General features: G+C 65.5%; 26 protein-coding genes. 18 read left to right on the top strand and 8 right to left on the bottom strand.

Translation table 11 applies throughout. The annotated features are described in order from the left end of the window. The 3 genes from NEI07_RS05400 to NEI07_RS05390 form a co-directional block, all read left to right on the top strand. Positions 1-509: Tim44/TimA family putative adaptor protein (locus NEI07_RS05400; protein ID WP_256033215.1), on the top strand; the 509-nt coding region annotated here is incomplete at its 5' end. A gap of 2 nt (positions 510-511) precedes the next feature. Next, positions 512-1,627, top strand: a complete 1,116-nt coding sequence (mltA, locus tag NEI07_RS05395; protein ID WP_256033214.1) for a murein transglycosylase A — start codon at positions 512-514, stop codon at positions 1,625-1,627. Beyond that, complete coding sequence (locus tag NEI07_RS05390; RefSeq protein WP_256033213.1) at positions 1,624-2,172, top strand: Smr/MutS family protein; 549 nt, start codon at positions 1,624-1,626, stop codon at positions 2,170-2,172. Before mltA ends, NEI07_RS05390 begins: the two co-directional genes overlap by 4 nt. Here NEI07_RS05390 and NEI07_RS05385 read toward each other — a convergent pair. The 3 genes from NEI07_RS05385 to NEI07_RS05375 all read right to left on the bottom strand — a co-directional run bounded on the left by NEI07_RS05385 (position 2,169) and on the right by NEI07_RS05375 (position 5,876). Next, positions 2,169-3,578, bottom strand: a complete 1,410-nt coding sequence (locus NEI07_RS05385) for a heme biosynthesis protein HemY (RefSeq protein ID WP_256033212.1) — start codon at positions 3,576-3,578, stop codon at positions 2,169-2,171. The two genes, NEI07_RS05390 and NEI07_RS05385, sit on opposite strands and share 4 nt — an antisense overlap. A 15-nt stretch (positions 3,579-3,593) precedes the next feature. Next, positions 3,594-4,940 (bottom strand): COG4223 family protein, encoded by a 1,347-nt coding sequence (locus tag NEI07_RS05380; RefSeq protein WP_256033211.1) that lies wholly within the window; start codon positions 4,938-4,940, stop codon positions 3,594-3,596. 66 nt (positions 4,941-5,006) lie between these two features. After that, positions 5,007-5,876, bottom strand: coding sequence for an HpcH/HpaI aldolase/citrate lyase family protein (locus NEI07_RS05375; protein WP_256033210.1), 870 nt, complete (start codon positions 5,874-5,876; stop codon positions 5,007-5,009). A 172-nt stretch (positions 5,877-6,048) separates the two neighbouring features. Here NEI07_RS05375 and NEI07_RS05370 point away from each other — a divergent pair, with 172 nt between their 5' ends. From NEI07_RS05370 to NEI07_RS05320, 11 genes are all read left to right on the top strand, one after another. After that, the gene (locus NEI07_RS05370) at positions 6,049-6,765 is read left to right on the top strand and encodes a carbonic anhydrase (RefSeq protein WP_256033209.1); all 717 of its coding nucleotides are present in this window, start codon (positions 6,049-6,051) and stop codon (positions 6,763-6,765) included. After that, the gene (locus tag NEI07_RS05365) at positions 6,762-7,670 is read left to right on the top strand and encodes a TIGR01459 family HAD-type hydrolase (protein WP_256033208.1); all 909 of its coding nucleotides are present in this window, start codon (positions 6,762-6,764) and stop codon (positions 7,668-7,670) included. Before NEI07_RS05370 ends, NEI07_RS05365 begins: the two co-directional genes overlap by 4 nt. 61 nt (positions 7,671-7,731) lie before the next feature. Next, entirely contained in the window at positions 7,732-8,217 is a 486-nt protein-coding gene (locus NEI07_RS05360) for a MaoC family dehydratase (protein WP_175093818.1), read from the top strand. Between the two features lie 17 nt (positions 8,218-8,234). Next, complete coding sequence (locus tag NEI07_RS05355; protein WP_256033206.1) at positions 8,235-9,218, top strand: bifunctional riboflavin kinase/FAD synthetase; 984 nt, start codon at positions 8,235-8,237, stop codon at positions 9,216-9,218. 51 nt (positions 9,219-9,269) lie between these two features. Beyond that, positions 9,270-9,542, top strand: coding sequence for a hypothetical protein (locus NEI07_RS05350; protein WP_256033205.1), 273 nt, complete (start codon positions 9,270-9,272; stop codon positions 9,540-9,542). Positions 9,543-9,760: 218 nt separating this feature from the next. After that, complete coding sequence (ileS, locus tag NEI07_RS05345) at positions 9,761-12,865, top strand: isoleucine--tRNA ligase (RefSeq protein WP_256033203.1); 3,105 nt, start codon at positions 9,761-9,763, stop codon at positions 12,863-12,865. Beyond that, positions 12,866-14,293 (top strand): lipopolysaccharide biosynthesis protein, encoded by a 1,428-nt coding sequence (locus NEI07_RS05340; RefSeq protein ID WP_256033202.1) that lies wholly within the window; start codon positions 12,866-12,868, stop codon positions 14,291-14,293. 54 nt (positions 14,294-14,347) lie between these two features. Continuing rightward, positions 14,348-15,166: a rhomboid family intramembrane serine protease gene (locus NEI07_RS05335; protein WP_175093823.1), complete on the top strand. Its 819-nt coding sequence runs from the start codon at positions 14,348-14,350 to the stop codon at positions 15,164-15,166. A gap of 144 nt (positions 15,167-15,310) precedes the next feature. Then, positions 15,311-16,057, top strand: coding sequence for an electron transfer flavoprotein subunit beta/FixA family protein (locus tag NEI07_RS05330; RefSeq protein WP_256033201.1), 747 nt, complete (start codon positions 15,311-15,313; stop codon positions 16,055-16,057). Between the two features lies 1 nt (position 16,058). Further along, entirely contained in the window at positions 16,059-17,003 is a 945-nt protein-coding gene (locus NEI07_RS05325; protein ID WP_256033200.1) for an electron transfer flavoprotein subunit alpha/FixB family protein, read from the top strand. A 202-nt stretch (positions 17,004-17,205) separates the two neighbouring features. Then, positions 17,206-18,087 (top strand): 3-hydroxybutyryl-CoA dehydrogenase, encoded by an 882-nt coding sequence (locus NEI07_RS05320; protein WP_256033199.1) that lies wholly within the window; start codon positions 17,206-17,208, stop codon positions 18,085-18,087. 4 nt (positions 18,088-18,091) lie between these two features. On the opposite strand, the gene NEI07_RS05315 is transcribed toward NEI07_RS05320, so the two are convergent. From NEI07_RS05315 to ffh, 5 genes are all read right to left on the bottom strand, one after another. Next, a complete protein-coding gene (locus NEI07_RS05315; RefSeq protein WP_256033197.1) occupies positions 18,092-18,631 on the bottom strand; it encodes a Dps family protein in 540 nt (179 codons plus the stop codon). Positions 18,632-18,742: 111 nt separating this feature from the next. Next, complete coding sequence (gene trmD / locus NEI07_RS05310) at positions 18,743-19,450, bottom strand: tRNA (guanosine(37)-N1)-methyltransferase TrmD (RefSeq protein WP_256033196.1); 708 nt, start codon at positions 19,448-19,450, stop codon at positions 18,743-18,745. Positions 19,451-19,513: 63 nt separating this feature from the next. Next, positions 19,514-20,089: a ribosome maturation factor RimM gene (gene rimM / locus NEI07_RS05305; RefSeq protein WP_256033195.1), complete on the bottom strand. Its 576-nt coding sequence runs from the start codon at positions 20,087-20,089 to the stop codon at positions 19,514-19,516. 147 nt (positions 20,090-20,236) lie between these two features. Beyond that, on the bottom strand, positions 20,237-20,596 hold the full coding sequence (gene rpsP, locus NEI07_RS05300; RefSeq protein ID WP_256033194.1) for a 30S ribosomal protein S16: 360 nt from the start codon (positions 20,594-20,596) through the stop codon (positions 20,237-20,239). Positions 20,597-20,656: 60 nt separating this feature from the next. Then, positions 20,657-22,195 carry a signal recognition particle protein gene (ffh, locus tag NEI07_RS05295; RefSeq protein ID WP_256033193.1) on the bottom strand — a complete coding sequence of 513 codons (1,539 nt, stop codon included), beginning with the start codon at positions 22,193-22,195 and terminating at the stop codon, positions 20,657-20,659. A 214-nt stretch (positions 22,196-22,409) separates the two neighbouring features. Here ffh and NEI07_RS05290 point away from each other — a divergent pair, with 214 nt between their 5' ends. The 4 genes from NEI07_RS05290 to NEI07_RS05275 form a co-directional block, all read left to right on the top strand. Next, complete coding sequence (locus NEI07_RS05290; protein WP_256033192.1) at positions 22,410-22,715, top strand: hypothetical protein; 306 nt, start codon at positions 22,410-22,412, stop codon at positions 22,713-22,715. Next, a complete protein-coding gene (locus NEI07_RS05285) occupies positions 22,712-23,254 on the top strand; it encodes a lysozyme inhibitor LprI family protein (RefSeq protein WP_256033191.1) in 543 nt (180 codons plus the stop codon). The genes NEI07_RS05290 and NEI07_RS05285 overlap by 4 nt, the downstream gene beginning before the upstream one ends. Then, the gene (locus NEI07_RS05280) at positions 23,251-24,837 is read left to right on the top strand and encodes a RecQ family ATP-dependent DNA helicase (RefSeq protein WP_256033190.1); all 1,587 of its coding nucleotides are present in this window, start codon (positions 23,251-23,253) and stop codon (positions 24,835-24,837) included. The genes NEI07_RS05285 and NEI07_RS05280 overlap by 4 nt, the downstream gene beginning before the upstream one ends. 69 nt (positions 24,838-24,906) lie before the next feature. Continuing rightward, positions 24,907-25,925, top strand: a 1,019-nt coding sequence (locus NEI07_RS05275; RefSeq protein ID WP_256033189.1) for an MFS transporter, incomplete at its 3' end; no start/stop codon positions are given.

The following is a 25,925-nucleotide window of genomic DNA, read 5'->3' as shown; positions in this document are numbered from 1 at the left end:
AAGCGCGCTCGCGCCCCACTGGCGCCGAGCGTTGGGAGGGCGTGGCCGAGAAAGGCGTCGCCTCCGCTTGGACCGGCCTCGACGCCGTGGCGGCGTCGGATCCCAATTTCGACGGCAAATCCTTCGTGAGCGGCGCGCGCCGCGCTTATGAACTCATCGTCACGGCCTTCGCCAAGGGCGACCGGGAAGCCTTGAAGCCGCTCCTGGCGCAGGACGTCTTCGACGGATTTTCGGCGGAAATCGCCCGGCGTGAGCAGCAGGGCGAAAGCATGGAGACCGCCGTGGTCGCGATCGACTCGGCGACGGTTGACGCCGCCCGCGCCATCGGCGGCCGCAATGAGGTGACGGTGCGTTTCGTCGTTCGGCTGATGAGCGTGCGGCGTGACAAAGCCGGCGAAACGATCGACGGCGGGCAGACGCGGAAAGTGGTCGAGCGCTGGACCTTCGCGCGCGATGCGAAGGCGATTGATCCCAATTGGAAGCTCGTCGCGACGCAAACCGAAGACTGAGCATGTCGCGGAATGCGCCGCAGTTTTCCGCTTCCGATCTGCTGCAAAAGATAGAATTTGAAGAGATCGACGGCTTTGCGGCCGACGATCTCGCCGCCGCTTTCGACGCCTTCCGACGCTCCGCCGAGATCATCGCCACCAAGGCGCAAGATCAGCGTAGCGCCGTCGCGCCTCCCCCCGCCCTCGCCGCCGCCGCCCTCGCGGCGCTTGGCGCCATCGATCATCCTGGCCGCTTCTTTCGGGACTGGTTTCGCCCTCACGCCATTAAGACGCAAGGATTCGTGACCGCCTATTACGAGGTGGAGGTCGACGCCAGATTGTCGCCCGAGCCGGGCTTCACGACCCCCGTCCTGTCGCGTCCGCGCGATCTCGTCACTTTGAACGACTCGCCGCTCTCGCTGCCCTCGGGCGAGACGCTGACGGGCGCGCGCCGGCAGGCCGATGGCGCGCTCGTGCCCTATCCCGATCGGCGCGCGATCGAAGAGGAAGGGGCGGCGCCCAGCGCCCATCCTCTCGCCTATGTTCGCGACCCGGTCGAATTGTTCCTCATCCAGGTGCAGGGTTCGGCGCGGCTGCGACTGCCCGGCGGCGGCTTCATGGCGCTGACCTATGCAGGGCGCAACGGCTGGCCCTATACGTCCGTCGGCCGGCTGATGATTGAGCGCGGCTTGGTGACGAAAGCCGAGATGTCGCTCGAGCTGATGAAGGAGACGTTGCGGCGGCTCGGCGCCGGTACCGGCGAAGCGGGCCGCCGGTTGATGCAGCAGAATCGTTCCTATGTGTTCTTCGAGATCGACGCGTCGGAGCGGCGCAAGATCGGTCCGATCGGCGGGCAGGGCGCGCCGCTGACGCCATTCCGCTCGATCGCCGTTGACCGCTCGATCTGGTGCTACGGCCTGCCGTTCTGGATTGCTGCGCGAATTCCATGGCAAGGAGAGGCGGAAACGCCATTTCGTCGACTGATGATCGCGCAGGACACCGGATCTGCCATAATTGGTCCTGCGCGCGCCGATCTTTTTTTCGGGGCGGGCGAGGCGGCGGGTCGGCGCGCCGGCGACATCCGGCACGCCGCCGAAATGATTGTGCTGCTGCCGAAGGACGTTGGGGACGATCCGTGAGCGAGGAGAATTCCCGCCGATACGCGCGCCGGCTATCGCAGGCCGAAGCCGAGCTTTGGATGATGGCGACGGCTGACGTTCGGCCTGCTCGGGCGCGTCCAAAAAAGCCCCTCTCGCCGACGCCGTCGACTGGCCCCGCGCCCGTGTCGCCTTCGGAGCCTTCGGCGGTTCGCGATCGCCCAGCGGCGCCGAAGCCTCCGCCGCGGCCGATCGACATCGACCCGCGCACCTTTGTCAAGATCAAGCGCGGCAGGATTGAAGTCGACGCCAAGCTCGATCTTCACGGGCTGCGGCAGGCGGAGGCGCAGCGCTCGCTAACGGCCTTCCTGCGCAGATGCCAGGCGAATGGCGCGCGCATCGCGATCATCGTAACCGGCAAAGGGCTGACGCGGGAAGAAGGCGGGGTGCTGCGCCGCGTCGTGCCGATGTGGCTCGAAGCGCCGAATCTGCGCGACGTTGTGGTGGGCTTTGGCGAAGCCGCGCGCCATCACGGCGGCGAAGGCGCGCTCTATGTGCGCATCCGCCGCTCCGACCGCGCGCGCTAAGCCTGCTGGCTGGCCGCCGCTTCCCCAGAGACCTCGGCCGCAGGCAGCGCCACGGGTTCGGCGGGACGGGTCAAAAAGGCGGCGGGAATATTGGGCTTGCCTTCTTCGGTCAGATGTTGCGCGGAGTCCGGCGGCGGCTTCCATTCGAAGGCGTCGAGCCGGCCGGTGACCGGCGACATCGGCAGCCAGTTCTTGGAGACGACGCCATCGGCGATCCAGACCGGATCACGCGGCGCGCGCGAGCCGCGGGCGAGCCATTCGCGCACCGGACCTGACGGTCCGTGCTCTCCGTCTTCAATCTCCGCCATCATCAGACAGGTGTGCGCCGTCGGATGACGGCCGGCGGCGATCAGCGGCGCGAGCGCGTCGCGGGCCTTGGCGAAATCGCGCGCCGATAGTGCGACCTCCGCGACGATATGCCGGCTCTCCGGCGCATTGGGGGCGGCGCGGGCGAGCCTCTCCACCCGCGCGAGCTTCGTCGTATTTGATTCGCCCGACAGCGCCTCGAGATAGGCGGCGGCGAGGTCCGGATGCGGTTTCGTCGCCCAGACCGTTTCGATCAGCTTTAGCGATTGCTTCTGGTCGCCATGGCGGGCAAGCACTCGCGCCGCGGCGACCGCGGCTGGCGAGAAGCCCGGACGGCGCTTCAACGCCTGGCGCGCGAGATGGAGAGCGTCATGCGGATGGTCGCGCTCCTTCTCCATCGCCATGGCGGTTTCAATCACGGCGCGAAGGTTTTGCGCCGTCGGCGCGTCGATCGCCTTGGCGGTGAGACTGGCCTCGATCGCCTCGCGCGCCTTCTGCCAGTCGCCCTGCGCGGCGAGATGTTCGAGCATCGCGGAGCCTGCCCAGGGCAGCGGCGCGATGTCATGCGCCTCCTTGGCGAAATGATGCGCCGCATCGGCGTCCTCGCGTCGGCGCGCCTCGATATGCAGCCCGCGCAACCCGAGCAGCTTTGTCTCCGGCTTCAACGTCATCTTGTGGAAGGTCTCTTCCGCAACCCGCCGATCGCCGGCGAGCTGCGCAGCCTGGGCCTTCAGCACCTGTGTGAGCGGCTCGCTCGGCAGCAGCCGTTCGGCGACATGCGCGGCCTTGCGGGCGCGGGCGGCGTCGCCGGAGCCGACGGCGATCAATCCCTGCGAAAGCGCGTCGAATCCCTTGTCCCGGCGCTTCGTCCGCGACCCGCCGCTCCAGCGGCCAGGTAACCGCAGCAGCGCCATGACGATCGCCCAGAGGACGACCGTCGCGGCGATGATCAGCAGCAGACCCGCCACCGCCACAGGTATCGACGCTTCGAACTGATAGCCGGCGAAATCCAGCGTCAGCGACCCGGGCTGTTCGATCAGCCATTCGAGGCCATAGGCGACCGCGGCAAGCGCGATGATGAAGAACAAGAGAAACAGCATGGCGATGGATCCCGCTTATTCTTTCGTTGCGCCGAGCGCGGCGATCGCGCCATGCAGCAGATCGTCGGCCGCTCGTCCCGCGTCGACGCGGGCGCGCAAGGTCGCGCCGAAGTCCTTGGCTTCGTTCTGGGCCGCTTCGGGGAGCGCCGCGAAAACGGCGCTCGCCTGAGCGAGATCGCCATGGGCGAGCGCCGCTTCGATGTGAGCGACTTTTTCTTCCACCGTCTGAGCCTCGGTCGTCGGCGCTTGACCGGAGGGACGAACGCGCACGAGTTTGCTGGCGCCCTTCATCAGATGCTCTGTAAGATCGCCGGAAGCGCTCTCAAGCGCGCGAATGCGCTTGGCGGCCGGCGCGAAATCCGCCTTCAATTGCGTCGCGGTCGGCGCGCCCTTCTCCGCCAATGGCGACAGGGCCGCCAGCGCGGCCGGGTTGGCGCCGAGCCGCGTCAGCGCCTTCGTCTCGAGAGCGTAGGGACGGCCCGCCTCCAACTCGCGTTGCAGCGCATAGGCGATGACGACGATCGCCGCCGGTCCGTCCGGAGTTTTGGCCGCCGCGGCCTCTGGCGCCGCGCGCGTCTCGCCCTTCGGGGATTCGACGCGCTCGCGCAATGCCTTGATCTCATCCCCGAGCTCGTCGATGCGGCCTTCAAGCGCGGTCAGCTGCTCATTGGCGGTCAGCGCGCCGCCCTGTTCGGCGGGCGCGGCGGGCGCGGGGCTCGCCTTCGCCGCCGCTTCGGCGCTCGTCTTAGCGGCGTTGGCGGCCGTCTCGGCGGCTTCGGCGGCGCGCAAGGCGCGTTGCGCGAGCTCTTCGGCCGAATCGACGCGGCTTTGCAACGCCGCGACCGCCGCTTTCTGTGACTCTATGGCGGCGTTATGCGATTCAATGACGGCGTTCGGCGCCGGCGTGGACGGCGCCAGCGGCGCCCGTTCGACCGCCGTTTCAGCAGGCTTCGCCGGCGCGGTAGAGCGCGTAGGCGCATCCGCGCCGCTCGCGGGCGAATCGTTTGGCGGCGCCTCGGGCGCGATCGCCGTCGTCTGCGTCGGTTCGCCGTCGCCCACCAGCGAGCGGACCCGGTCTTTCAGCTCTCCTAAGGCGCCGCTCGCCTGATCGACGTAAGGCTCCGCATAGTCGGCGACGACCTTCAGCCGCTCGTCTCGGTCCTTGAACGCGATCGCCGCATAAAGAGCTGCGCCCGCGACGAGCACGAGCAGCAGCAGCATCGCCGCTAGGGGGCCAAAGAAGGAGCGCCGCTTGCGTCTGACCGGCGGCGGAGGCGGCGGGTCAGACGGCGATACTGCAAAATCGATGGGCGCTTCCGAAGGTTCGACGCGCTTCGGTTCTTCGTCGTTCGGCAAGACCATTGGCTCATCCTTGCTGTCCCGCATCCTTATAGTTGATGCGTTCGGCGCCCGCAAAACAGGCGGCCCTCAGCCTGACGCCTCGACAAGCTGCAACGTGCGGCGCGCAATGTCGAGATGCAGACGTTCAACCATCTTCCCGTCGATCTGCACCACGCCCTTGTCGGCGTTTTCCGGTTCGTCGAACACGGCGATGATCCGGCGAGCGAAATCGACCTCATCGGCGCTCGGCGCGAAAATTTCATTCACCGGACCGATCTGGCCTGGATGAATGAGCATTTTCCCATCGAAGCCGAAGTCGCGCCCCTGCTCCGCCTCGCGACGAAGTCCGTCGAGATTGTTGAAGTCGTTGTAAATCCCGTCGATGATCTCGATGTTGTGGACCCGCGCCGCAAGCACGCCGGCCGAAAGCCAGGACAACAGCGCCGGCCGTCCGGGCGTGAGCCGCGCGCGCGTCGATTTGGCGATGTCGTTGGGGCCAAGCACCAGGACCTCGAGTCGCGAAGCCCGATCGTCTGCGGCGCTGGCGATTTTTTCGATGTCCAGGACGGCGCGCGGCGTCTCGATCATCGCCCAGAGGCGCGTCTTATACGGCGCGCCGGCGGCGACGAGATCGGCGGCCGCCTTCAAAATCTCGTCGCGTGAACTGACCTTGGGAATGACGATGCCGTCTGGGCCGAGCGGCGCGATGGCGGCGATGTCGGGCTTATACCACTCGGAGCCGCGGGCGTTGACGCGCACGACGAGTTGCCGCGCGCCATAGCCGCCGCTGGCCACCGCCGCCGCGACCTGCGCGCGCGCCGTCGCCTTGGCGGACTCCGCGACTCCGTCTTCAAGTTCGAACATCAGGACGTCGGCGGCGAGCGTCTTGCCCTTCTCCAGCGCTCGGGCGTTCGAGCCCGGCATCGCCAGCACGCTGCGCTTTAGTCGGGAAATCATTCAAAACTCCAGCATCGAAGCGATTGGGCCTGCTCTTGACCCCGCCGCGTGATCTACACAATAACCCCAGGGTCCGCCATCCGCTTAGCCAAGGTGGACCTGTCCAAGGCGTACTTAGCCAAGATGGACCTTGCCGAGGCGGACTGGCCGAGGCGCGCGAAGGGAACGTTAAATGGCGGATCACGAGCAGTCGTTGGGCGCGGCCGGTCTGCCGGAAACGCTCATTGAGGGCTATGAGTCCTTCATTCGCGGGCGTTTCCTGGCCGATCACGACCGATTCGAAGAGTTGGCGGTCAGGGGCCAGACGCCCAAAACGATGATCATCAGCTGCTGCGATTCGCGCGTCGCGCCCGAGACCATCTTCAACGCTGGCCCCGGCGAACTTTTCGTCTTGCGTAACGTCGCGGCGTTGGTGCCGCCTTACGAACCCGACGATCATTATCACGGCGCTTCCGCGGCGCTGGAATACGCCGTCATGGCGCTAAAGGTTTCAGACCTCGTGGTGCTCGGCCATGGGCAATGCGGCGGGGTGCGCGCCTATGCGGAAATCGCCGCGGATCCCGACGCGCCGCGGCTGAGCCACAGCGACTTTATCGGCGACTGGATCAAAATGCTTGGCCCCGCGGCTGATCGCCTGGGCGTTCGGCCTAATCCCAAGGACGCCGACTATGTGGAGCGCCTGGAGTTCGAGTCGGTGAGGCAGACGCTGCGCAACTTGCGCTCCTTTCCCATGATCCAGGTGCTCGAACATCACCGGCATCTGCGGCTGCACGGCGCCTTGTTTCGAATCATGGACGGGCGCTTGTTCCTGCTCGACGAATCGACGGGGGGTTTTAATCCTGTCTGCGACGGAGCCTACGCCGCCGCATTCGCCGAGGCGCGCTTTTGACGGCGGGCGCTTCGGCAGACCGCGGCCGCATTCCGTTCATCGCCGGCCTGCGCGACATCGCCGACGGATATGACGCGATTCTGTGCGACGGCTGGGGCGTGCTGATTGACGGCCGGCGCCACTTCCCGGAAGCCGCTGAGGCCTTGCGGCGCTTCCGCGCGCAAGGCGGGATTGTCGTGCTGATCACCAACGCCTCGCGCCCGGACGAAGAAGTGCGCCGCCAGCTCCTGGGCCTCGGCGTTCCGCACGACTGCTTCGACGATCTCCTCTCGGCGGGGGAGCTTGCGCTGCGCGAGATCGTCGCGCGCGCCGGACAGGCGGTCTACCACCTGGGCCCCGCACGCGACGACGGTCTGTTCCGCGCGGCCGCGCGGCGTCTCGGCGCGCCGATCATGCGCGTCGGGCCGCAAGCCGCCGATTACATCGTCTGCACCGGCCTCTTTGACGAGCGCAACGAAACGCCCTCGGACTATGACGAACAGCTCGCGGCGCTGAAGGCGCGCGACCTGACGATGCTGTGCGCCAATCCCGATATTGTCGTCGCCATCGGCAATGATCTCGTCTACTGCGCCGGGGCCATCGCCGAACGCTATGCGGCGATCGGCGGCCGCGTTCTGACCTTCGGCAAGCCCCACGCCCCGATCTACGCAGCCGCCCAGGAGCGGCTCAAGAATTTGCGCGGCCGCGAAGTCGACAAGGCGCGCACGCTGGCGATCGGCGACGGCGCCTTCACCGACCTTTCCGGCGCGGGGCGCGCCGGGCTCGACTGCCTCTTCATCATCCATGGCGTGCATCGCGCCGAGCTGCATCCCGGCGGCGGCGCGCTTGACGAAGCGGCGCTTGAATCGCTCTTCGCGCGCGCCGGCGCTCTTCCCAAGGCTTTGGCTCGCGAGCTTTTCTGGTAAAAGGGGGCTGCACAGGCCTCATCTGCGGTCACGATCCGCAACGCAACTTTCCGGTGGCTCCATGTCGACGCCGTTCAAAATCTACTATTTCGAGGATCTGAGCGTCGGCATGCGCGAGACGCTGATGAAGGCGGTGATGGACGACGACGTCATCGCCTTCGCCGATCTTTCCGGCGACCGCAATCCGATTCATCTCTCGGATCACTTCGCCTCGAAGACGCGTTTTGGCGAACGCATCGTGCATGGCCTTTATACGGCCTCGCTCATTTCGACGGTCATCGGCATGTATCTGCCTGGCCCCGGCGCCGTCTATCTGTCGCAGACGCTGAATTTCCGCGCGCCGGTGAAGATCGGCGACGTCATCACCGTCATAGTCGAGGTGGTGGAGCTGATCGAAAAAGGCCGGCGCGCCAAACTCAAATGCGAATGTCTCGTCGACGGCAAGGTCGTGCTCGACGGCGAGGCCTTCGTCATGGTGCCGAGCCGCGAGCAGGCGATACGCGCCGCAACGCCAGCGCCAGCGGAGGAAAAACCGGCCTCGGCTTAATTCTTCCGGCCCGGGCCGTGTCCGCCTCCTTCATCTTTGCGCGCGACCCTCAAGCGCCGCCGCCTGGACTGGAAGGCGCGGTCGCGGCGGTCGGCAATTTCGACGGGTTGCACAGAGGCCACCGCGGCGTCATCGCTCGGGCCCAGGCGCTCGCCGCGAAACTCTCGCGGCCCTGCATTCTGCTGACCTTCGAGCCCCATCCGGCGGATTTTTTTGCGGGGCGGACGGTGATTTTTCGTCTCACGCCGCCAGACGCAAAGGCGGCGCAGGCGGCGCGGCTCGGCCTCGACGGGATCGTCGTGCTCACCTTCGACAAGGACTTCGCGCAGAGTCCGGCGCGCGTCTTCACGCAAGAGATCCTGCACAAGCGCCTGCGGCTTTCGGCGGTCGTCGCGGGCTATGATTTTCGTTTCGGCGCCGGTCGCGAAGGCGGACCGGAGTTCCTGCGCGCCGAAGGCGAACGGCTCGGGATGATCGTGGAGATCGTCGACCGCATCACCCAGGACGAAGCAGGCAGCTTAGAGGCCGTCTCCTCGACGGCGACTCGGGAAGCGCTCGAACGCGGCGACGCGGCGTTGGCCCGCCGGCTTCTGGGCCATCCCTATTTCATTCGCGGCGTCGTGCGGCACGGCGACAAGCGCGGACGCGAATTGGGCTTTCCCACCGCCAATATCGCGCTCGATCCCGCCAATCGGCTCAAGCACGGGATCTACGCGGTAACGATCGAGGTCGACGGGAAGGTTCATCAGGGCGTCGCCAGCTTCGGACGCAGGCCAACCTTTGACAATGGCGCGCCGCTGCTTGAAGTCTTCCTCTTCGATTTCGACGGCGACCTCTATGGCAAAGAGGTGGAAGTCGCCTTCTACGGCTTCATACGGGCCGAAGCGAAATTCGACAGCGTCGAGGCGCTGGTCGAAAGGATGCGCGTTGACGTCGAAGAGGCGCGAAGACTATTGGCCGAAAGCGGCGCTTTGAGCCGGGCGAATGATCTGTTGCCATAATTTGCGCGCGATCTAGCTTGGAGACATCGTCCTCGACAGGAGGGAACCGTTATGACCGAAGAGCCCAAGGGACGGGTCGAAATCATCTTGCCGGGCGAGGAGACGGACGCCTCTCGGATCTGGGTCGCGACGGGCGCTGGCCGCGTCAGGGTCGTCAAGCTCTCGCCATGGCAGAGCCTGATCGTCACCGCGGCGCTGCTGTTGTTGCTCTTCATCGGCTTCACGCTGCTGTCAGGCGCGTTTCTGGTGTTGCTGGTCATCGCCGTTGCGGCGGCAGGCGTAGCCTATCTCGCCGGACTGCTCGGGCTGAGGCGACCCCGCTAGCACTGGCCATCTTTTCCCGTTCGGTTTGCGCTGCTATTAAGGACCAGATGCCTTTCCTGACCGCCATTCGAATTACCGGCCCGGCCTGCGCTTGGAGCTAAACGCTCGTGCAGGGTCCGGGTGCGGCGCGATTGGCGCTCTTTCCACAAATCCTCTAATCAGCGCGGCAACAGCGGCGCTTATCGCGCCTGCGTCCGCCCCAGCCGGTTTTCACCACGATGAACGACGACAGCCCGAAAGGGCCCGACTATTCGAAAAGCCTCTATCTGCCGGTCACGGATTTTCCGATGCGCGCCGGCCTGCCGCAGCGCGAGCCGGAAATCCTCAAGCGCTGGGAGACCATCGGCCTGGAGCAAAAGATGCGCGAATCGGGCGAAGGTCGTCCGAAATTCACGCTCCACGACGGCCCGCCCTACGCCAATGGCAATATTCATATCGGCCATGCGCTCAATAAGATCCTCAAGGATCTGGTGACGCGCAGCCAGCGCATGACCGGCAAGGACTGCGTCTATGTGCCGGGCTGGGACTGCCACGGCCTGCCGATCGAATGGAAGATCGAGGAGGAGAATTATCGCGCTTTAGGAAAGCAGAAGCCCGATTTCACCGATCCCGACGCGATGATCGCCTTCCGGCGCGAATGCCGCGCCTATGCGGGACATTGGCTCGGCGTTCAGCGCGAGGAGTTCAAGCGCTTAGGAGTCGCCGGCGATTGGGGCCATCCCTATTCGACGATGGCCTATGCGGCGGAAGCGACGATCGCGCGCGAGATCATGAAATTCGCCGCGAACGGCCTGCTCTATCGCGGCTCGAAGCCGGTGATGTGGAGCGTCGTCGAAAAGACCGCGCTCGCCGAAGCCGAAGTCGAATATGAGGATTATACGAGCGATCAGGTCTGGGTGGCGTTTCCGATCCCGCGCGGCGCCGCAGGCGAACTGAGCGACGCGCGCATCATCATCTGGACGACGACGCCCTGGACGCTTCCCGGCAATCGCGCGATCTCCTTCTCCTCGAAGATCGACTACGGCCTCTATCACGTCACCCATGCGCCCGAGGGCAATTGGGCGCTTCCGGGCGCAACTTTCGTCATCGCCGACAAGCTCGCAAGCGAGGCGTTCAAGGCGGCGAAGGTCGATGGCTACGAGCGGTTGCACGACGTGCCCGCCGCGATGCTCGCCGGACTGATTTGCGCGCATCCGCTTGCGCATCTTGGCTATGATTTCGACGTGCCGCTCTTTGATGGCGAACATGTCACCGACGATACAGGCACGGGCTTCGTGCATACCGCGCCGGGCCATGGCCGCGAGGACTTCGACATTTGGATGGCGAGCGCCCGCGAACTGCAGGCGCGCGGCATCGATTCGCGCATTCCCTATACGGTCGACGAGGACGGCTTCTATACGAAGGACGCGCCGGGCTTTGAAGGCAAGCGCGTCATCACCGACAAGGGCGACAAGGGCGACGCCAATGAGGCGGTGATCGCCGCGTTGGTTCAAGCCGGCAATCTCATCGCGCGCGGAAAGCTCAAGCATCAATATCCGCATTCATGGCGCTCGAAGAAGCCGGTGATTTTCCGCAACACGCCGCAATGGTTCATCGCGATGGATAAACCCATCGCGTCCGGGTTCATCGCGATGGATAAAACCCTCTCCCAAGGGGAGAGGGTGGCGCCGAAGGCGACGGGTGAGGAGATGCAATCAGCATCGCAGCCCCTCACCCCGCCGCGCCGCGACGACCCTCTCCCTCAGGGAGAGGGTAAAACGCTGCGCGAGATCGCGCTTGAGGAAATCGCCCGCACGCAATGGACGCCGGCGGCGGGCGAGAACCGCATTCGCGGCATGATCGCCAATCGTCCCGACTGGGTCGTCTCGCGCCAGCGCGCCTGGGGCGTGCCGATCGCGGTCTTCGTCAAGAAGGGGACGCATGAGCCGCTGGTCGACGCGCGCGTCAACGCCCGCATCATCGAGGCTTTCGAAAAGGAAGGCGCCGACGCCTGGTATGAAGCGAAGGCCGCCGAGCGATTTCTTTCGCCCGATTACAAGGCGGAGGATTACGAGAAAATCTCCGACGTTCTCGACGTCTGGTTCGATTCAGGCTCGACCCACGCCTTCACGCTCGAAGACCCGCAGCATTTTCCGATGCTCGCCGGCATCCGCCGCAAGCGCGACGGCGGCGACGACGAGATCATGTATCTTGAAGGCTCCGATCAGCATCGCGGCTGGTTCCATTCCTCGCTACTCGAAAGCTGCGGCACACGCGGCCGCGCGCCCTACGACGCCGTGCTGACGCATGGCTTTGTGCTCGACGAGCGGGGGCGCAAAATGTCGAAGTCGCTCGGCAATGTCGTCGCGCCGCAAAAAATCATCGCCGATTCCGGCGCCGACATCATGCGGCTCTGGGTCGCGGCGTCGGATTATGCCGACGATCTGCGCGTTGGACCCGAAATCCTGAAGACCTTCGTCGAGCTTTATCGCAAGCTGCGCAACACGACCCGCTGGATGATCGGCGCGCTGGCGCATTATCACCCAAATGACGATGCGGCGATGCGCGAAGCGGGAGAGCTCGAACGTCTCATGCTGCATCGTTTGCATCAGCTCGACGAGTCGATCCGCGCGTCCTATGCGGCATACGACTACAAGCGCGTCGTTGCGCTGCTCACCCATTTCATGACGAGCGAGCTGTCGGCTTTTTACTTCGACGTGCGCAAAGATGCGCTCTATTGCGATCCGCCCTCGAGCGTCAAACGCAAGGCGGCGCTCGCGACCATCGATCGCATCTTCCGCAGCGTTACGAGTTGGCTCGCGCCGATTCTGGTCTTCACGGCGGAGGAAGCATGGCTTGCGCGCTATCCAAAAGCTGACTCCGTGCATCTCGAACATTTTCCGACCATTCCCGACGCCTGGCGCGACGACGCGCTTGCCGCGAAATGGGAGAAGATTCGCAAGGTTCGCTCGGTCGTCACCGGCGCGCTTGAAATCGAGCGCGCGCAGAAACGCATCGGCTCTTCGCTGGAAGCGGCGCCGATCGTCTATATTGCGGACGAGTCGCTGCGCGCATCACTCGACGGCGTCGATTTCGCCGAAATCTGCATCGCGTCGGATATTCGCGTTTTGCCGGGAGAAGCGCCGATGGACGCCTTCCGCCTGCCGGAAGCGCCGGGCGTCGGCGTGGTTTCGCAGCGCGCCGCCGGCGTCAAATGCGCCCGCTCGTGGAAATATTTCGATCCCGCGTCGGCTGAGGCCGATTATCCCGACGTGACGCCGCGCGACGCACAGGCGTTGCGCGAGCTTGTCGCGCTCGGCCGCTGGAGCGGGGCAGGCTCATAAGTGAACGTCCTTCTCGCTTTTCTCGCCAATACGATCGTCAATTTCGTCATCGGCCTCACGGTGGCGAAATTTCTCGGCCCCGAAGAATATGGCCGCTTCGCGCTCGCCTTCTCCATCGCGGTGGTCGTGCAGACGGCGCTCTATGATTGGCTGCGTCTTTCGGCGACGCGCTTTTACTCAAAGCGCACGCGCGACAAAGAGCCGGTGGTGCGCTCGACGCTCGACGCGGCCTTCATCGCCGTCACGCTCTTCCTCGCATTGGCCACAGGCATTTATGCGCTTGCCGGACCGCCGCTCGACTTCGAGACCAATCTCATCCTGCTTGCGCTGCTGACGGCGGTCGCCAACGGGCTTTTCGACTATTGCACCGCGCTTGTGCGTGCGCGCTTTCATGACCGCGCCTATGTGCGCCTCATGCTCGCCAAGAACGCGCTGTCGCTTGTTCTGATTGGCGGCGGCGCCTTTATTTTTCACTCGGCTGCCGTGGCGCTCGCTGGCGGCGTCGCGAGCCTGTTCGGCACGGTCATTCTCGGACGTCGCGCGCTGCTCGATCCCGGCGCCGACATTCGCGCCGCCTCGAGTCAGAATGCGCGCGCGCTTGCGGCCTATAGCGCGCCGATCGTGACCGCGCATCTTCTCTATCAGGCGATGCCGCTTGTCGCGCGCTCCATCGTGGCAAGCGTCTTCGGTTTCGCCGAAACCGGCCAGTTCGCGCTGGCGTATGATCTTGGCGTGCGTGCGGTGCAGGCGCTCGGCTCGGCGCTCGACGTGCTCTTGTTTCAGATCGCCGTCGCCGCGCATGAACGCCATGGCGTCGACCGCGCCAAGGAGCAGGTCGCGCGCAACATGGGCGTCGTCGTCGCCTTTTTGCTGCCGGCGTGCGCCGGCCTCTGGTTCGTCATGCCCTCGATCGAAGCGCTCATCGTGCCGGCGCAATATCGCGGTCCCTTCGGCCATTACCTCGGCCTGCTGCTTCCGGGACTTTTCGCGATGGGCGTCATTCTGTTCGGCGTCAATCCCGTCTTTCAGATCGAAAAGAAGACGGCGCCATTGATGGTCGCGGCGCTTGCCGCGGTCGCCTTCGGCCTGGCGCTTCTCTTGATCCTGCCCTGGGGCGAAGACGCTTCCAATCTCGCGATCGCGCAAGCCGGCGCCTACATCGCGGCGCTTGTGGCGACGGTCTATTTCGCGCTGCGCACGCAGCCGGTCTGGCCGTCGTTCTGGGATATGTTCGCTGCGCTCGTGGCGACGGGCGCAATGTCGCTCGCGCTCACGCCTTTGCGCGAGATGAGTCCGGGCATTCTCGCGCTCATCGCTCAGGTTCTGGCCGGAGCGGCTGTCTACGGGCTGCTGACCGTCGCCTTCGACATCGCCGGGCTGGGCGCGCTCGCGACGACCTGGCTCGATCGGCGGTTCGCCCAGTCCTGACGCGGCCCGTCGGCGTCGCCATATGTTAGGCTAGCGATTGATAAGGAGCGCGCCATGGTGATGCCGATCTATGACGACGCGCCGCTGCGCTATTTGCGGCGGCCGATCGTGAATTGGACGCTGATCGCGCTCAACGTCGTCATATTCTTGGTGGTGCAGAGCGAGATTTTCGGCGATCCGCTGACCGTCGTGCGCGGCTTCGCGATCATCCCGCGCGTGCTCTTCGGCGAGGCCCAGCTCGCCGACTGGATCGTTGGACCGCCGGCGGCGCTGACGCTTGTAACGGCGCTGTTCTTCCATTCGTCGGTGGTGCACCTCGGCTCGAACATGCTGTTCCTTTACGTCTTTGGCGACAATGTCGAAGACGCCATGGGTTCGCTGCACTATCTGCTGTTTTATCTTTCCTGCGGCGTCGCCTCCGGCGTGTTCTACATTTACGCAACGCCGCATTCGATCTTGCCGCTCGTCGGCGCGTCCGGCGCGATCTCCGGGGTCTGCGCGGCCTTTCTGCTGCTCCATCCGCGCGCGACGGTCGCGGGAATCTTTCCGCCGCTCTCGCTGGCGCTCGCGCCGATTTATCTCGGCGCCTGGCTCTCCGGGGCGCGGCCGAGGGCGATCCTGGGGCTGCGGGCGCCGTTGTTCTCTTTTGTCGCTTCCGGTTGGCTTTTCGTCGGCGCCTGGATTTTGATGCAGCTCATCAACGCGTCTATGGGCGAGGGCGGCGCGGTCGCCTGGATGGCCCATGTCGGCGGGATTGCGGCCGGTCTGGTGCTGACGCCGATCTTCAAGCGCCGCCGGCACAGGCTTTTTGACCGCGGCGGCGCGCTCGCCCCCGCGCCGCGCGCGCCGGACGCCGGCGACGACGCGCCCTAATCGGGAGGCTGCGGGAGCTTTGTTTGACTTGCGCGCGCGCCCCCGCTACCAGACCGCGCGACGGCTTTAGCCAGAGTGGCGCGCGCGCAAGCGGCGCTCCGACACCGTCTCGCCAAAGGGTCAGAAGGACCAAGGGGTCGCGCGATGAAGATTCTCGTGCCCGTCAAACGGGTCGTCGATTACAACGTCAAGATCAGGGTGAAGGCGGACGGTTCGGGCGTCGATCTCGCCAATGTCAAAATGTCGATGAACCCCTTCGACGAGATCGCGGTCGAAGAGGCGCTGCGGCTCAAGGAGGCCGGCAAGGCGACGGAAGTCATTGTGGTCACGATCGGTCCGGCCAAGGCCGACGAGACCTTGCGCACCGGCCTCGCCATGGGCGCCGACCGGGGCATTCTGGTCAAGACCGACGAGACCGTCGAGCCGCTCGCCGTCGCCAAGATTCTCGCCAAGATCGTCGCCGAGGAACAGCCTCAGCTCGTCATCATGGGCAAGCAGGCGATCGACGACGATTGCAATCAGACCGGCCAGATGCTCGCGGCGCTGCTCGGCTGGGGCCAGGGCGCCTTCGCGTCGAAAGTCGAGATGACGGAGGGCGCCGTCGACGTGACGCGCGAAATCGACGGCGGGCTGCAGACTGTCAGCCTGAAGCTGCCGGCCGTCGTCACGACGGATTTGCGCCTCAACGAGCCGCGCTACGCCTCGCTGCCCAACATCATCAAGGCGAAGAAGAAAGAAGTCGCCGTGAAGTCGCCCGCCGATTACGGCGTCGACATTTCGCCGCGCCTTGAAGTGTTGAAAACCTCCGAGCCCGCGAAACGCAAGGCGGGCGTCAAGGTCGGCTCGGTCGTCGAACTCGTCGGCAAGCTCAAGGAAGCGGGAGTGCTTTAAGATGACGATTCTGCTTCTTGCCGAAACCGCTGGCGACGCGATCGCCCCGGCGACCGCCAAGGCGCTCACCGCCGCCAAGGAGATCGGCGGCCCGATTCACGTCCTCATCGTCGGGCCTGGACTGAAGGGCGCGGCCGCGCAGGCGGCGAAGCTCGCCGGCGTCGAGAAGGTTCTCGTCGCCGAAGACGCGTCGCTCGATCATGTTCTGGCCGAGACCGTCGCTGCGCTGATCGTCTCGCTCGCCGGCGCTTATGACGTCATCATCGCGCCGTCGACCTCGGCGACGAAGAATGTGCTGCCGCGCGTCGCGGCGCTGCTCGACGTGATGCAGGTCTCGGACATCATCAAGGTCGTGTCGGCCGACACTTTTGAGCGGCCGATCTACGCCGGCAATGCGATCCAGACCGTGCGCGCGAAGGACGCAAAGAAAGTGATCACCGTGCGCACCACCGCCTTCGCGGCGGCGCCGGAAGGCGGCTCGGCGCCCGTCGAGGCGATTGTGGCGCCCGCCGATCCCGGCGTTTCCGCCTTCAAGAGCGAAGAGCTGGCGAAGTCCGAGCGGCCCGAGCTCACCTCGGCGCGGATCATTCTTTCCGGCGGGCGCGCGCTCGGATCGGCGGAGAATTTCCAGAAGGTGCTGGATCCGGTCGCGACGCGGCTTAACGCCGCGATCGGCGCGTCTCGCGCCGCTGTCGACGCCGGCTATGCGCCAAACGACCTGCAGGTCGGCCAGACTGGAAAGGCTGTCGCGCCGGATCTTTACATCGCCGCCGGGATTTCGGGGGCGATCCAGCATCTCGCCGGCATGAAGGATTCGAAGGTGATCGTGGCGATCAACAAGGACGAGGAGGCGCCGATTTTCCAGGTCGCCGACTATGGCCTTGTCGCCGACCTCTTCACGGCTCTGCCGGAGCTCGAGGTCGAGCTGGCGAAGATCGGCCGCTGACCGCGAAAAACGGCCGTCGCTTCGGTCCATATGGTCCGGCGCGGCGGCTGCGAGTTTGGCGGCGCGTCGGCGCTCGGGACGCCGCAGTTTCTTTTCTTTGTTTTCTTTGCGAAGTATCGCAAGTTATATTGCACTGCGGCACGCACTCAGCGCGGGCGCGCCGCTTGCTATCCGGCGCGAGCTTGGCTGACGGTGGTAAAAAATGGGCTTCGAAATTCGCAAGATCGGCGTCATCGGCGCGGGCCAGATGGGGAAGGGGATCGCCCATGTCTGCGCGCTTGCCGGCTATGACGTCGCCCTGAACGACATTTCGCAGGAGCGTATCGACGCCGGCATCGCCGAGGTCGCCGCGCAGATGCGCCGCGCCGTGGAGCGCGGCCAGATCGACGCCTCGGCGGTCGAACCGGCGCTGGAGCGCATATCCGGCGCGCCGACAATGGCGGACTTTGGCGACGCCGACATATTGATCGAGGCGGCGACCGAGGTCGAAGACGTCAAGCGAAAGATTCTGACCGAGCTCGCGCAATTCGCGAAGCCCGGCGCGATCATCAGCTCCAATACGTCATCGATTTCGATCACGCGCCTTGCCGCGGTCACCGGTCGGCCGGAGCGCTTCATCGGCATTCATTTCATGAATCCGGTGCCGCGCATGCAGCTTGTCGAACTCATTCGCGGCATCGCGACCGATGACGTCACTTTCGAGGAGACGAAGGCGTTTGTCGCCAAGCTCGGCAAGACGATCAGCGTTTCGGAGGATTTCCCCGCCTTCATCGTCAACCGCATTCTGCTGCCGATGATCAATGAGGCGATCTACACGCTCTACGAAGGCGTGGGCTCGGTCGACGCCATCGACACGGCGATGAAGCTCGGCGCCAACCACCCGATGGGTCCGCTGCAGCTCGCCGATTTCATCGGCCTCGACACCTGTCTTTCGGTCATGCAGGTGCTGCATGAGGGCTTGGCGGATTCAAAATACCGCCCCTGCCCTCTGCTCGTGAAATATGTCGAAGCGGGCTGGCTCGGCAAAAAGACCCAGCGCGGCTTCTACGACTATCGTAGCGGCACGCCGATCCCGACGCGTTAACGCCTCAATGGCCGCCGGGGCCGGCGCCGCGCGCCGCCTCGAACAGGAACCACGTCCGCTTTTCGGTCTCGTCGAGGAAGGTTTCGAGAAGGCTCGCGGTGGCGATGTCTTCATTGTCGTCGCACACCTTATGCGCGCTGCGCATCGACTCGGCCATCGACTTATTGTCTTCCAGCAGTTCGGAAAGCATCTCGTAAGGCGAAACGAATTCCTCGTTGTTGTCCTTGATGCGCGACAGCTTGGCGATGTGTCCGATCGAGCGCAGCGTCGGTTGCCCGAGCTTGCGCACCCGTTCGGCCAACGGGTCGACGGTCGCGTAGATCTGCGTCGCCTGCTCGTCGAGCAGCAAATGGTAGTCGCGGAAATGCGGGCCGCTCATGTGCCAATGGAAATTCTTTGTCTTGAGATAAAGCGCGAGGGCGTCGGCGACGAGCTTGTTGACCTCCGCGGCGATCTTCATCGTCGACTGTTTTTCGAGATCGGTCGGCGTATCCAGCGCCGAACGTTCGGTGTCGGGCTTCATCGGCGTCTTTGATTTTTGCATTTGGGTGGGCCTCCTTGCGCCCTGGCTCCAGGCTCAAGCTCGGGGTCTGCCGCTCATTAGCTAGATCGCGCGCGTTGGCGGACCAGATGAAAAATAGAGCAGCGCGGAGATTCAGCGGCGGCGGGAAGCGTCGCCTGTCTGGGGCGCCAACAGATCCGGGCGTCGGGCGCGGGTGAGCGCGAGCGCCTGCTCCTGGCGCCATTTGGCGATTCTGGCGTGATCGCCCGAAAGCAGCACGTCGGGGATGTCGCGTCCCTCGAAATCGCGTGGCCGTGTGTAATGCGGATATTCGAGGAGCCCGGCCTCAAAACTTTCCTCGACGCCCGACGCTTCTTCGCCCATCACGCCGGGAATGAGCCGCACGCAGGCGTCGATCAGCGCCAATGCCGCGATCTCGCCGCCCGAAAGCACGAAATCGCCGATCGACATTTCTTCGAGCCCGCGGGCTTCGATGATGCGCTCGTCGACGCCTTCGAAGCGGGCGCAAAGAATGATCGCGCCGGGGCCTTGGGCGAGTTCGCGTGCGCGCGCCTGCGTCAGTGGCGCGCCACGGGGACTCATCAGCAGGCGTGGGCGCGGATCGTCCTTGGGCGCGGCGGCGTCGATCGCCGCCGCCAGCACGTCTGCGCGCATCACCATGCCCGGGCCGCCGCCGGCGGGCGTGTCGTCGACGGCGCGATGCCGGCCGAGCCCATGCTCGCGGATCTGCCGCGGCTCAAGCGTCCAGACGCCACGCGATAGCGCGTCGCCGGCGAGCGACAGGCCCAAGGGACCGGGAAACATTTCGGGAAAGAGGGTGAGGACCGTCGCACGAAACATGGTGCGGTTATGGCACGAAGCGCGGGAAGCGGAGAAGAGCGGCGCAGTCTACGTGGCAAACGCCTACGGAGCTTCCCCTTCCACCTCCGTCGGCGGAACGACCACGACGCGCCCCGCTTTGACGTCGATGATGGGCGCCGTGGCCTTGGTGAAGGGCAGCAGCAGCGTCTCGTCGCCGTGCTTTCTTCGCGGGGCTTCGTCGTCTGATAAATTTTCGGGGTCCTGCGCCGGGGCAATCTCCAAAATATCTCCAGCGCCGAAATTGCGCACCGCGACGATCGTTCCGATTTCCACGCCCTCCGCCGTTTCGGCGCGAAGGCCAATGAGATCGGCGATATAGAATTCGTCCTCTTCCGGCGCGGGGAGCGCTTCTCGCGGAATATAGAGTTCGACGCGGTTTAAGGCCTCGGCGCCGGCGCGGTCGTCGACGCCCTCGACTTGCGCGACGAGCATGTCCTTGCCCTGCGGGCGCACGGCGCGCAGTTTGAAATTGCGCGTCCCGCTTTTATCGGTGAGGCCGTCATAGGTTGCGATCGCCAGCGGATCGCTTGTGAAGCTTTGCAGCCTGATTTCGCCGCGCACGCCATGCGGCGCGCCGAAGCGGCCAAGCAGGACGAGGCCTTTCGCAGGCCCTTTCATTCGATTTCCTCATCCTGAGGAGCCGCCGCAGGCGGCGTCTCGAAGGACGAGGAAATCGCCGCGCGCGCTATCCGCCCTCGTGCTTCGAGACGCGCCCGTTGGGCGCTCCTCAGCATGAGGGCGAATGAAGCGTCGCGCACGTAAGACTTACGCCGCCGGGGCTTCCGCCGCGCCCGCGGCCTCAGCCGCCGCTGCAGCGCGCTCCTGCGCCTTCTTCTTGGGCTGCGCCTTCTGCGGATTGCTGCGCGCTTCGCGCTTCATCACGCCGAGGCCATCGAGCAGTCGCGCGACGCGATCGGTCGGCTGCGCGCCTTTCTCAATCCAGGCCTTGGCCTTTTCCGTGTCGAGCACGAGGCGGTCGGCCGCGTCCTTCTCCTTCAGAGGATCGAAATAACCGATCTTCTCGATGTAGCGGCCGTCGCGCGGCGAGCGCGAATCGGCGACGACGACACGATAGAAGGGACGCTTCTTGGCGCCGCCGCGGGCGAGACGAATTTTAAGCGACATGTTTTCGTTCCTGTTGCGTTGAGGTGAGTGAGGGGGCCGACGACGACAGTCGCCGGTTTGCTATTTCTTCTTCCCGAAGGGGTTCAATCCGCTGAGCAAGCCGCCGCCGAGCCCCGGCAGGCTTGGCTTGGCGAGAAGATCGGGCGGCGGCGCCGGCGGAATGCCGCCAGGCGGGGCTTTTGGCTGCTGGACGCCAAGCTTCGCCTGCAGCTGCTGCAGCTCTTCCTGCGTGGGCGTCGGCATGCCGGGGCCAAGCCCCATCATTTGCGCCGCCTTGCCCATCATGCCGCCGCCGCGCTTGCCGGCGCCAAAGGACTTCATCAGATCGGCCATCTGCCGATGCTGCTTGAGGAGCTTGTTGACCTCCTCGACCTTGACGCCCGAACCTGCGGCGATGCGTTTCTTGCGCGAGGCTTTCATCAGATCGGGATTGCGCCGCTCCTTGGGCGTCATCGACAGGATGATGGCGCGCTGACGCCTGACCATCTTGTCGTCGAAGCCCGACGCGGCGATCTGATCCTTCATCTTGGCGACGCCGGGCAGGAGACCCATGATGCCGCCCAATCCGCCGATCTTTTCCACCTGGGCGAGCTGATCGCAGAGGTCCTGCAGATCGAACTTGCCCTTGGCCATCCGCTCGGCGGCCTTGCGGGCCTGTTCGGCGTCGATCGCCTGGGCGGCCTTTTCGACCAGCGCGACAATGTCGCCCATGCCGAGAATGCGGTTGGCGATGCGCGTCGGCGAGAATTCGTCGAGCGCATCCATCTTTTCGCCGACGCCGATCAGCTTGATCGGCTTGCCGGTGACATAGCGCATGGAGAGCGCCGCGCCGCCGCGGCCATCGCCGTCCATACGCGTCAATACAATGCCCGTCAGCCCGACCCGCTCATCGAAATTCTGGGCGAGATTGACGGCGTCCTGGCCGGTGAGCGCATCGGCGACGAGCAGGATTTCATGCGGCTTGGAGGAGGTCTTGATCTCCGCCATCTCGGCCATCAGCGGCTCGTCAATATGCGTGCGGCCGGCGGTGTCGAGCAGCACCACGTCGTAGCCCTGCAGCCGCGCCGCCTCCATCGCGCGCTTGGCGATCTGCACCGGCGTCTGGCCGGCGACGATCGGCAGCGTGTCGACTTCGACCTGCCGGCCGAGCACGGCGAGCTGTTCCTGGGCCGCCGGACGCTTGACGTCGAGCGAGGCCATCAGCGTGCGCTTGCCGTGGCGCTCCTTGAGCCTTTTGGCGATCTTGGCGGTGGTCGTCGTCTTGCCGGCGCCTTGCAGGCCGACCATCATGATGGCGAGCGGCGGCGCGGCGACGAGATCGATCGGCTCCGCGTTCTGGCCGAGCGTCTCGATCAGCACGTCATTGACGATCTTGACGACCATCTGGCCGGGCGTCACCGATTTGATGACGCCGGCGCCGACCGCCCGGTCGCGGACCTTATCGGTGAAGGAGCGCACGACGTCGAGCGCGACGTCGGCCTCAAGCAGCGCGCGGCGGATTTCGCGCAGCGCCTCGTTGACGTCGGCCTCGGAGAGTGCGCCGCGCCGTGTGAGCTTGTCGAAAATGCCGGAGAGCTTGTCGGAAAGGCTCTCGAACATGCTGTTCTCCCGCGAGCGCGAAGGCTCCAAAGCAAAACGCGCCCGGGGGCGCATCGCGCTGCCGGACGTTGGCCTGCCGCCTCTCGGGCGGCTCGGCGTGTTAGGGTTCTCTTTCGAGATGTGTCGAGTTTTTATGCGGGGCGCGCGCGGGAGTCAACGTCGGGCGCATTTGCAGCTAACATGACGCTCTCTATTTTCCTATTGGCTGGAGGCGATGACCCTCGACGCTTTTCTCGAATCGCTTTCCACCGCCGAGCCGCCGGCCTTCCCGCCGCCCCTGCGGGCGCTCTGGTTCGACGCCAAGGGCGATTGGAATGCGGCGCATAAATGCGTCGACGACAAATCCGATAGCGAAAGCATGTGGGTCCACGCCTATCTCCATCGCAAGGAAGGCGATCTTTCGAACGCCTTCTATTGGTATCGCCGCGCGGGGCGAGAACCGCACAGCGGCGCGCTCGATCAAGAATGGCGCGAGATTGCCGAAGCGCTGCTTGGGGCGCAGCAAGGAAGAGAAGAATGACCCGCGCCGCGCTTATTATTCTCGCCTGTCTTGCCGTCGTCCCGGCGCTTGCGGAAGAACCCTCGAAAGAGGACCGCGCCGAGATCGACGCCTGCCTCGCCCTCGCCGCTGACAAAGCCAAAAAGGCGCCGCCGCCGAAAGACGAACTCGAAGAAGCGCCCGGCCCGGAAGGCCGTCTCGCGGCGGCCGCCGAAAAGGCGGGCCATGATCGATTGAGTTGCGTCGGCGCGCTCGCCAAAAAGTGCATTCAGAAGGAAGGCAATACGTCCAACGCCGTGCTGAACGAATGCTACGGCCGTGAGGCGGCGGTCTGGGATGTGCGGCTCAACGCCTCCTATCGCGCGGCGCTCGCAAAGATGGACAAGGAGGCGAGCGCCAATCTGCGCAAGACCCAGCGCGCCTGGATCGCCTGGCGCGACGCAACCTGCCGGCAGCCGGAAGTCACCTTCAAGGGAACGATGGCCGGCCCGATGCAGGAGTGGTGCGCCATGGACCTCACCGCCCGTCAGGCGCTGTGGATGGCGGGTTGGGCCGATTGAGCCCGCCCTCCCTCGCCGAAGCGCGGGAATTGCTGCGCAGCATTTTCGGTTTTTCGGACTTTCTGCCGGGGCAGGCGGAGATCATCGAGGCCGTCCTCAATGGGCGCGACGCCATCGCCATCATGCCGACGGGCTCTGGCAAATCGCTCCTCTATCAACTGCCGGCCGCCACCCCGGGGGCGGGACTCGTTCTCGTCTGCTCGCCGCTGATTGCGCTGATGCGCGACCAGCTTCGAACCCTCGCCGACTCTGGGATTGGCGCCGTCGCGCTTCACTCCATGCAGGAGGACGATGAAGCGGCGGCCGCCATCGACGCCGTCGCGTCCGGCCGGGCAAAGCTGCTTTACGCCGCCCCCGAACGTCTCGCCCAGGAGGGAACGCAGAATTTATTGCGCAGCATGCGCGTCCGGCTGTTCGCGGTTGACGAGGCGCATTGCGTTTCGCATTGGGGCCATGAGTTCCGCCCCGAATATCGCGCGCTCGGCGACATTGCGCGAAAGCTCGGCGCGCCGCCGATGCTCGCCGTCACCGCGACAGCCGGTCCCCGCACCCGCGACGACATCGCCCGCACGCTGTTTGCGCGGCCCCCGCAGATCTTCCAGCGCTCCTTCGCGCGGCCCAATCTGTCGCTCGATTTCGCGCAGAAGCGCGCCGGCCCGCGTCAGATCGTCGAGTTCGCGCGCAAAGGCCGCGGCGCCGCGAAGGAGAGCGGCATTATCTATTGCAACTCGCGCAACAAGACCGACGCGCTCGCGCGCGAGCTCTCGCGGCTCGGCTTCGATGCGCTGCCCTATCACGCGGGGCTCGACGCCCACACGCGCTCGGCGAGCCAGGACGCCTTCTTTACCCGCGAGGGCGCGGTGATGGTGGCGACCATCGCCTTCGGCATGGGCGTCGACAAGCCGGACGTACGCTTCATCATCCACGCGGATCTCCCGACGTCGGTCGAGGGCTATTATCAGGAGATCGGCCGCGCCGGACGCGATGGCGCGCCGGCTCGCGCGCTGACGCTGTTCTCGCCCGCGGAACTGGCGCTGCGCTGGCGCATTCCGCAAGCGGCGCAAGACAATGACGCGGCCGCCGGAGACTACGCCAGACGCCAGGCGATGGCCCGGCTCGCGGCGGCGCCGGGCTGCCGTTTTCTGCGCCTCCTCGCCGAATTTGGCGAAGCGAGCGGGCCCTGCGGCAAATGCGATCATTGCCGCGGCGGACCGCTGGCGTGGCCCCGCCGCCTCTCATCATTCGCGCTCGGCTGGCGCGCCGCGCTCGCAAGCGGCTTCGCCGCGCGCGCCGACATTTTGGAAGGCGATGTCGATCTTCCTGAGCTCGCGCCCGCGCCGATCGATACGCCGAGCCGGCAGGAGGAGCCGCCGCTGACGGTGGCCGAGGCGCGTCTGCTGGGCGCGCTCGAGGCCGAACGACTCGCCATCGCGAAACGGCGCCGGCTGGCGCCGCGAATTGTGGCGTCCGAACAGGCGCTGCGCGCCCTCGCGCGCGAAAGGCCGAAAAGCGCCGACGACCCGCTGCTGCGGGGGATCGAAGACGCGGCGGCGCTGTTGCGGGTGATCCGCGAAGCCCCTTAAGCCGGCGTGAGGGTATCGTTTCGCGCCGCAACACTGTAGTTAGGGCTCCCCGCGCTGTTCCCCGAGGCCATGTCCGCTAACCCGCCGCCAAACGCCGCTGAACTGCGACAGGTCATGTTCGGGCTCGGCCTCGCGATGCTGCTCTCGGCCCTCGACCAGACGATCGTGGTCACGGCCATGCCGACCATCGCGTCGGACCTCGGCGATCCTCAGGATCTGCCCTGGATCGTGACCGCCTATCTCATCGCGGCGACGGTAGTGACGCCGCTCTACGGCAAATTCGCCGACGTCTACGGACGGCGTCGCGTCATTCTGGTCGGGGTGATCACTTTCGTGATCGGATCGGTCGCTTGCGCTCTGGCCCCGAGCATGGCGGCGCTCGCCGGCGCGAGGGTCATTCAGGGACTTGGCGGCGGCGGCCTGATCTCGCTCGCGCAGACGATCGTCGCCGATCTTGTCTCGCCCCGCGAGCGCGGCCGATATCAGTCCTATTTCGCCGCGGTGTTCATCACCTCCAGCATCGCCGGTCCGGCGCTCGGCGGCATTTTCGCGCAATATTGGCATTGGTCGCTGATCTTCTGGATCAATCTGCCGCTGGGCGTCGCGGCGCTGCTGATCGTCAATTCGCGGTTGAAGCGGGTGCCGGAGCGGCGCCATCCGCATCGCGTCGACTATCTGGGCGCGATTTTGCTGATCGCCGGCTCGGGCCTTCTCGTGCTGGCGCTCGGCTGGGGCGGCGTGCGCTATCCATGGCGGTCGGCGCCGATCGTCGGGATCCTTGCCGCCTCCGCGCTCGCCTGGGCGCTTTTCGCCTGGCGCACGGCGCGCGCCGAGGAGCCGCTCATTCCGCTGCGCATTCTCCGACTTCGAATCGTGCGCGACGCCATCTGGTCGAGTTCCTTTGGGCTCGGCGGCTTCGTCGGACTTTCGGTCGTGATGCCCATCTATTACGAAATCTGCAGCGGGATGAACGCGAGCGAATCGGGGCTGACGCTTATTCCGCTGATGGTCGGCACCGTCGCCGGCGCAACAGTGTCCGGACGATTGATGGGACATTTGACGCATTACAAGATGGCGCCGCTCCTCGG

It is taken from the genome of Methylocystis suflitae (assembly GCF_024448135.1).
Classification (GTDB): Bacteria; Pseudomonadota; Alphaproteobacteria; order Rhizobiales; family Beijerinckiaceae; genus Methylocystis; species Methylocystis suflitae.
The sequence above is the reverse complement of the archived record's forward strand: the minus strand, read 5'-3'. Positions and strand labels throughout refer to the sequence as shown.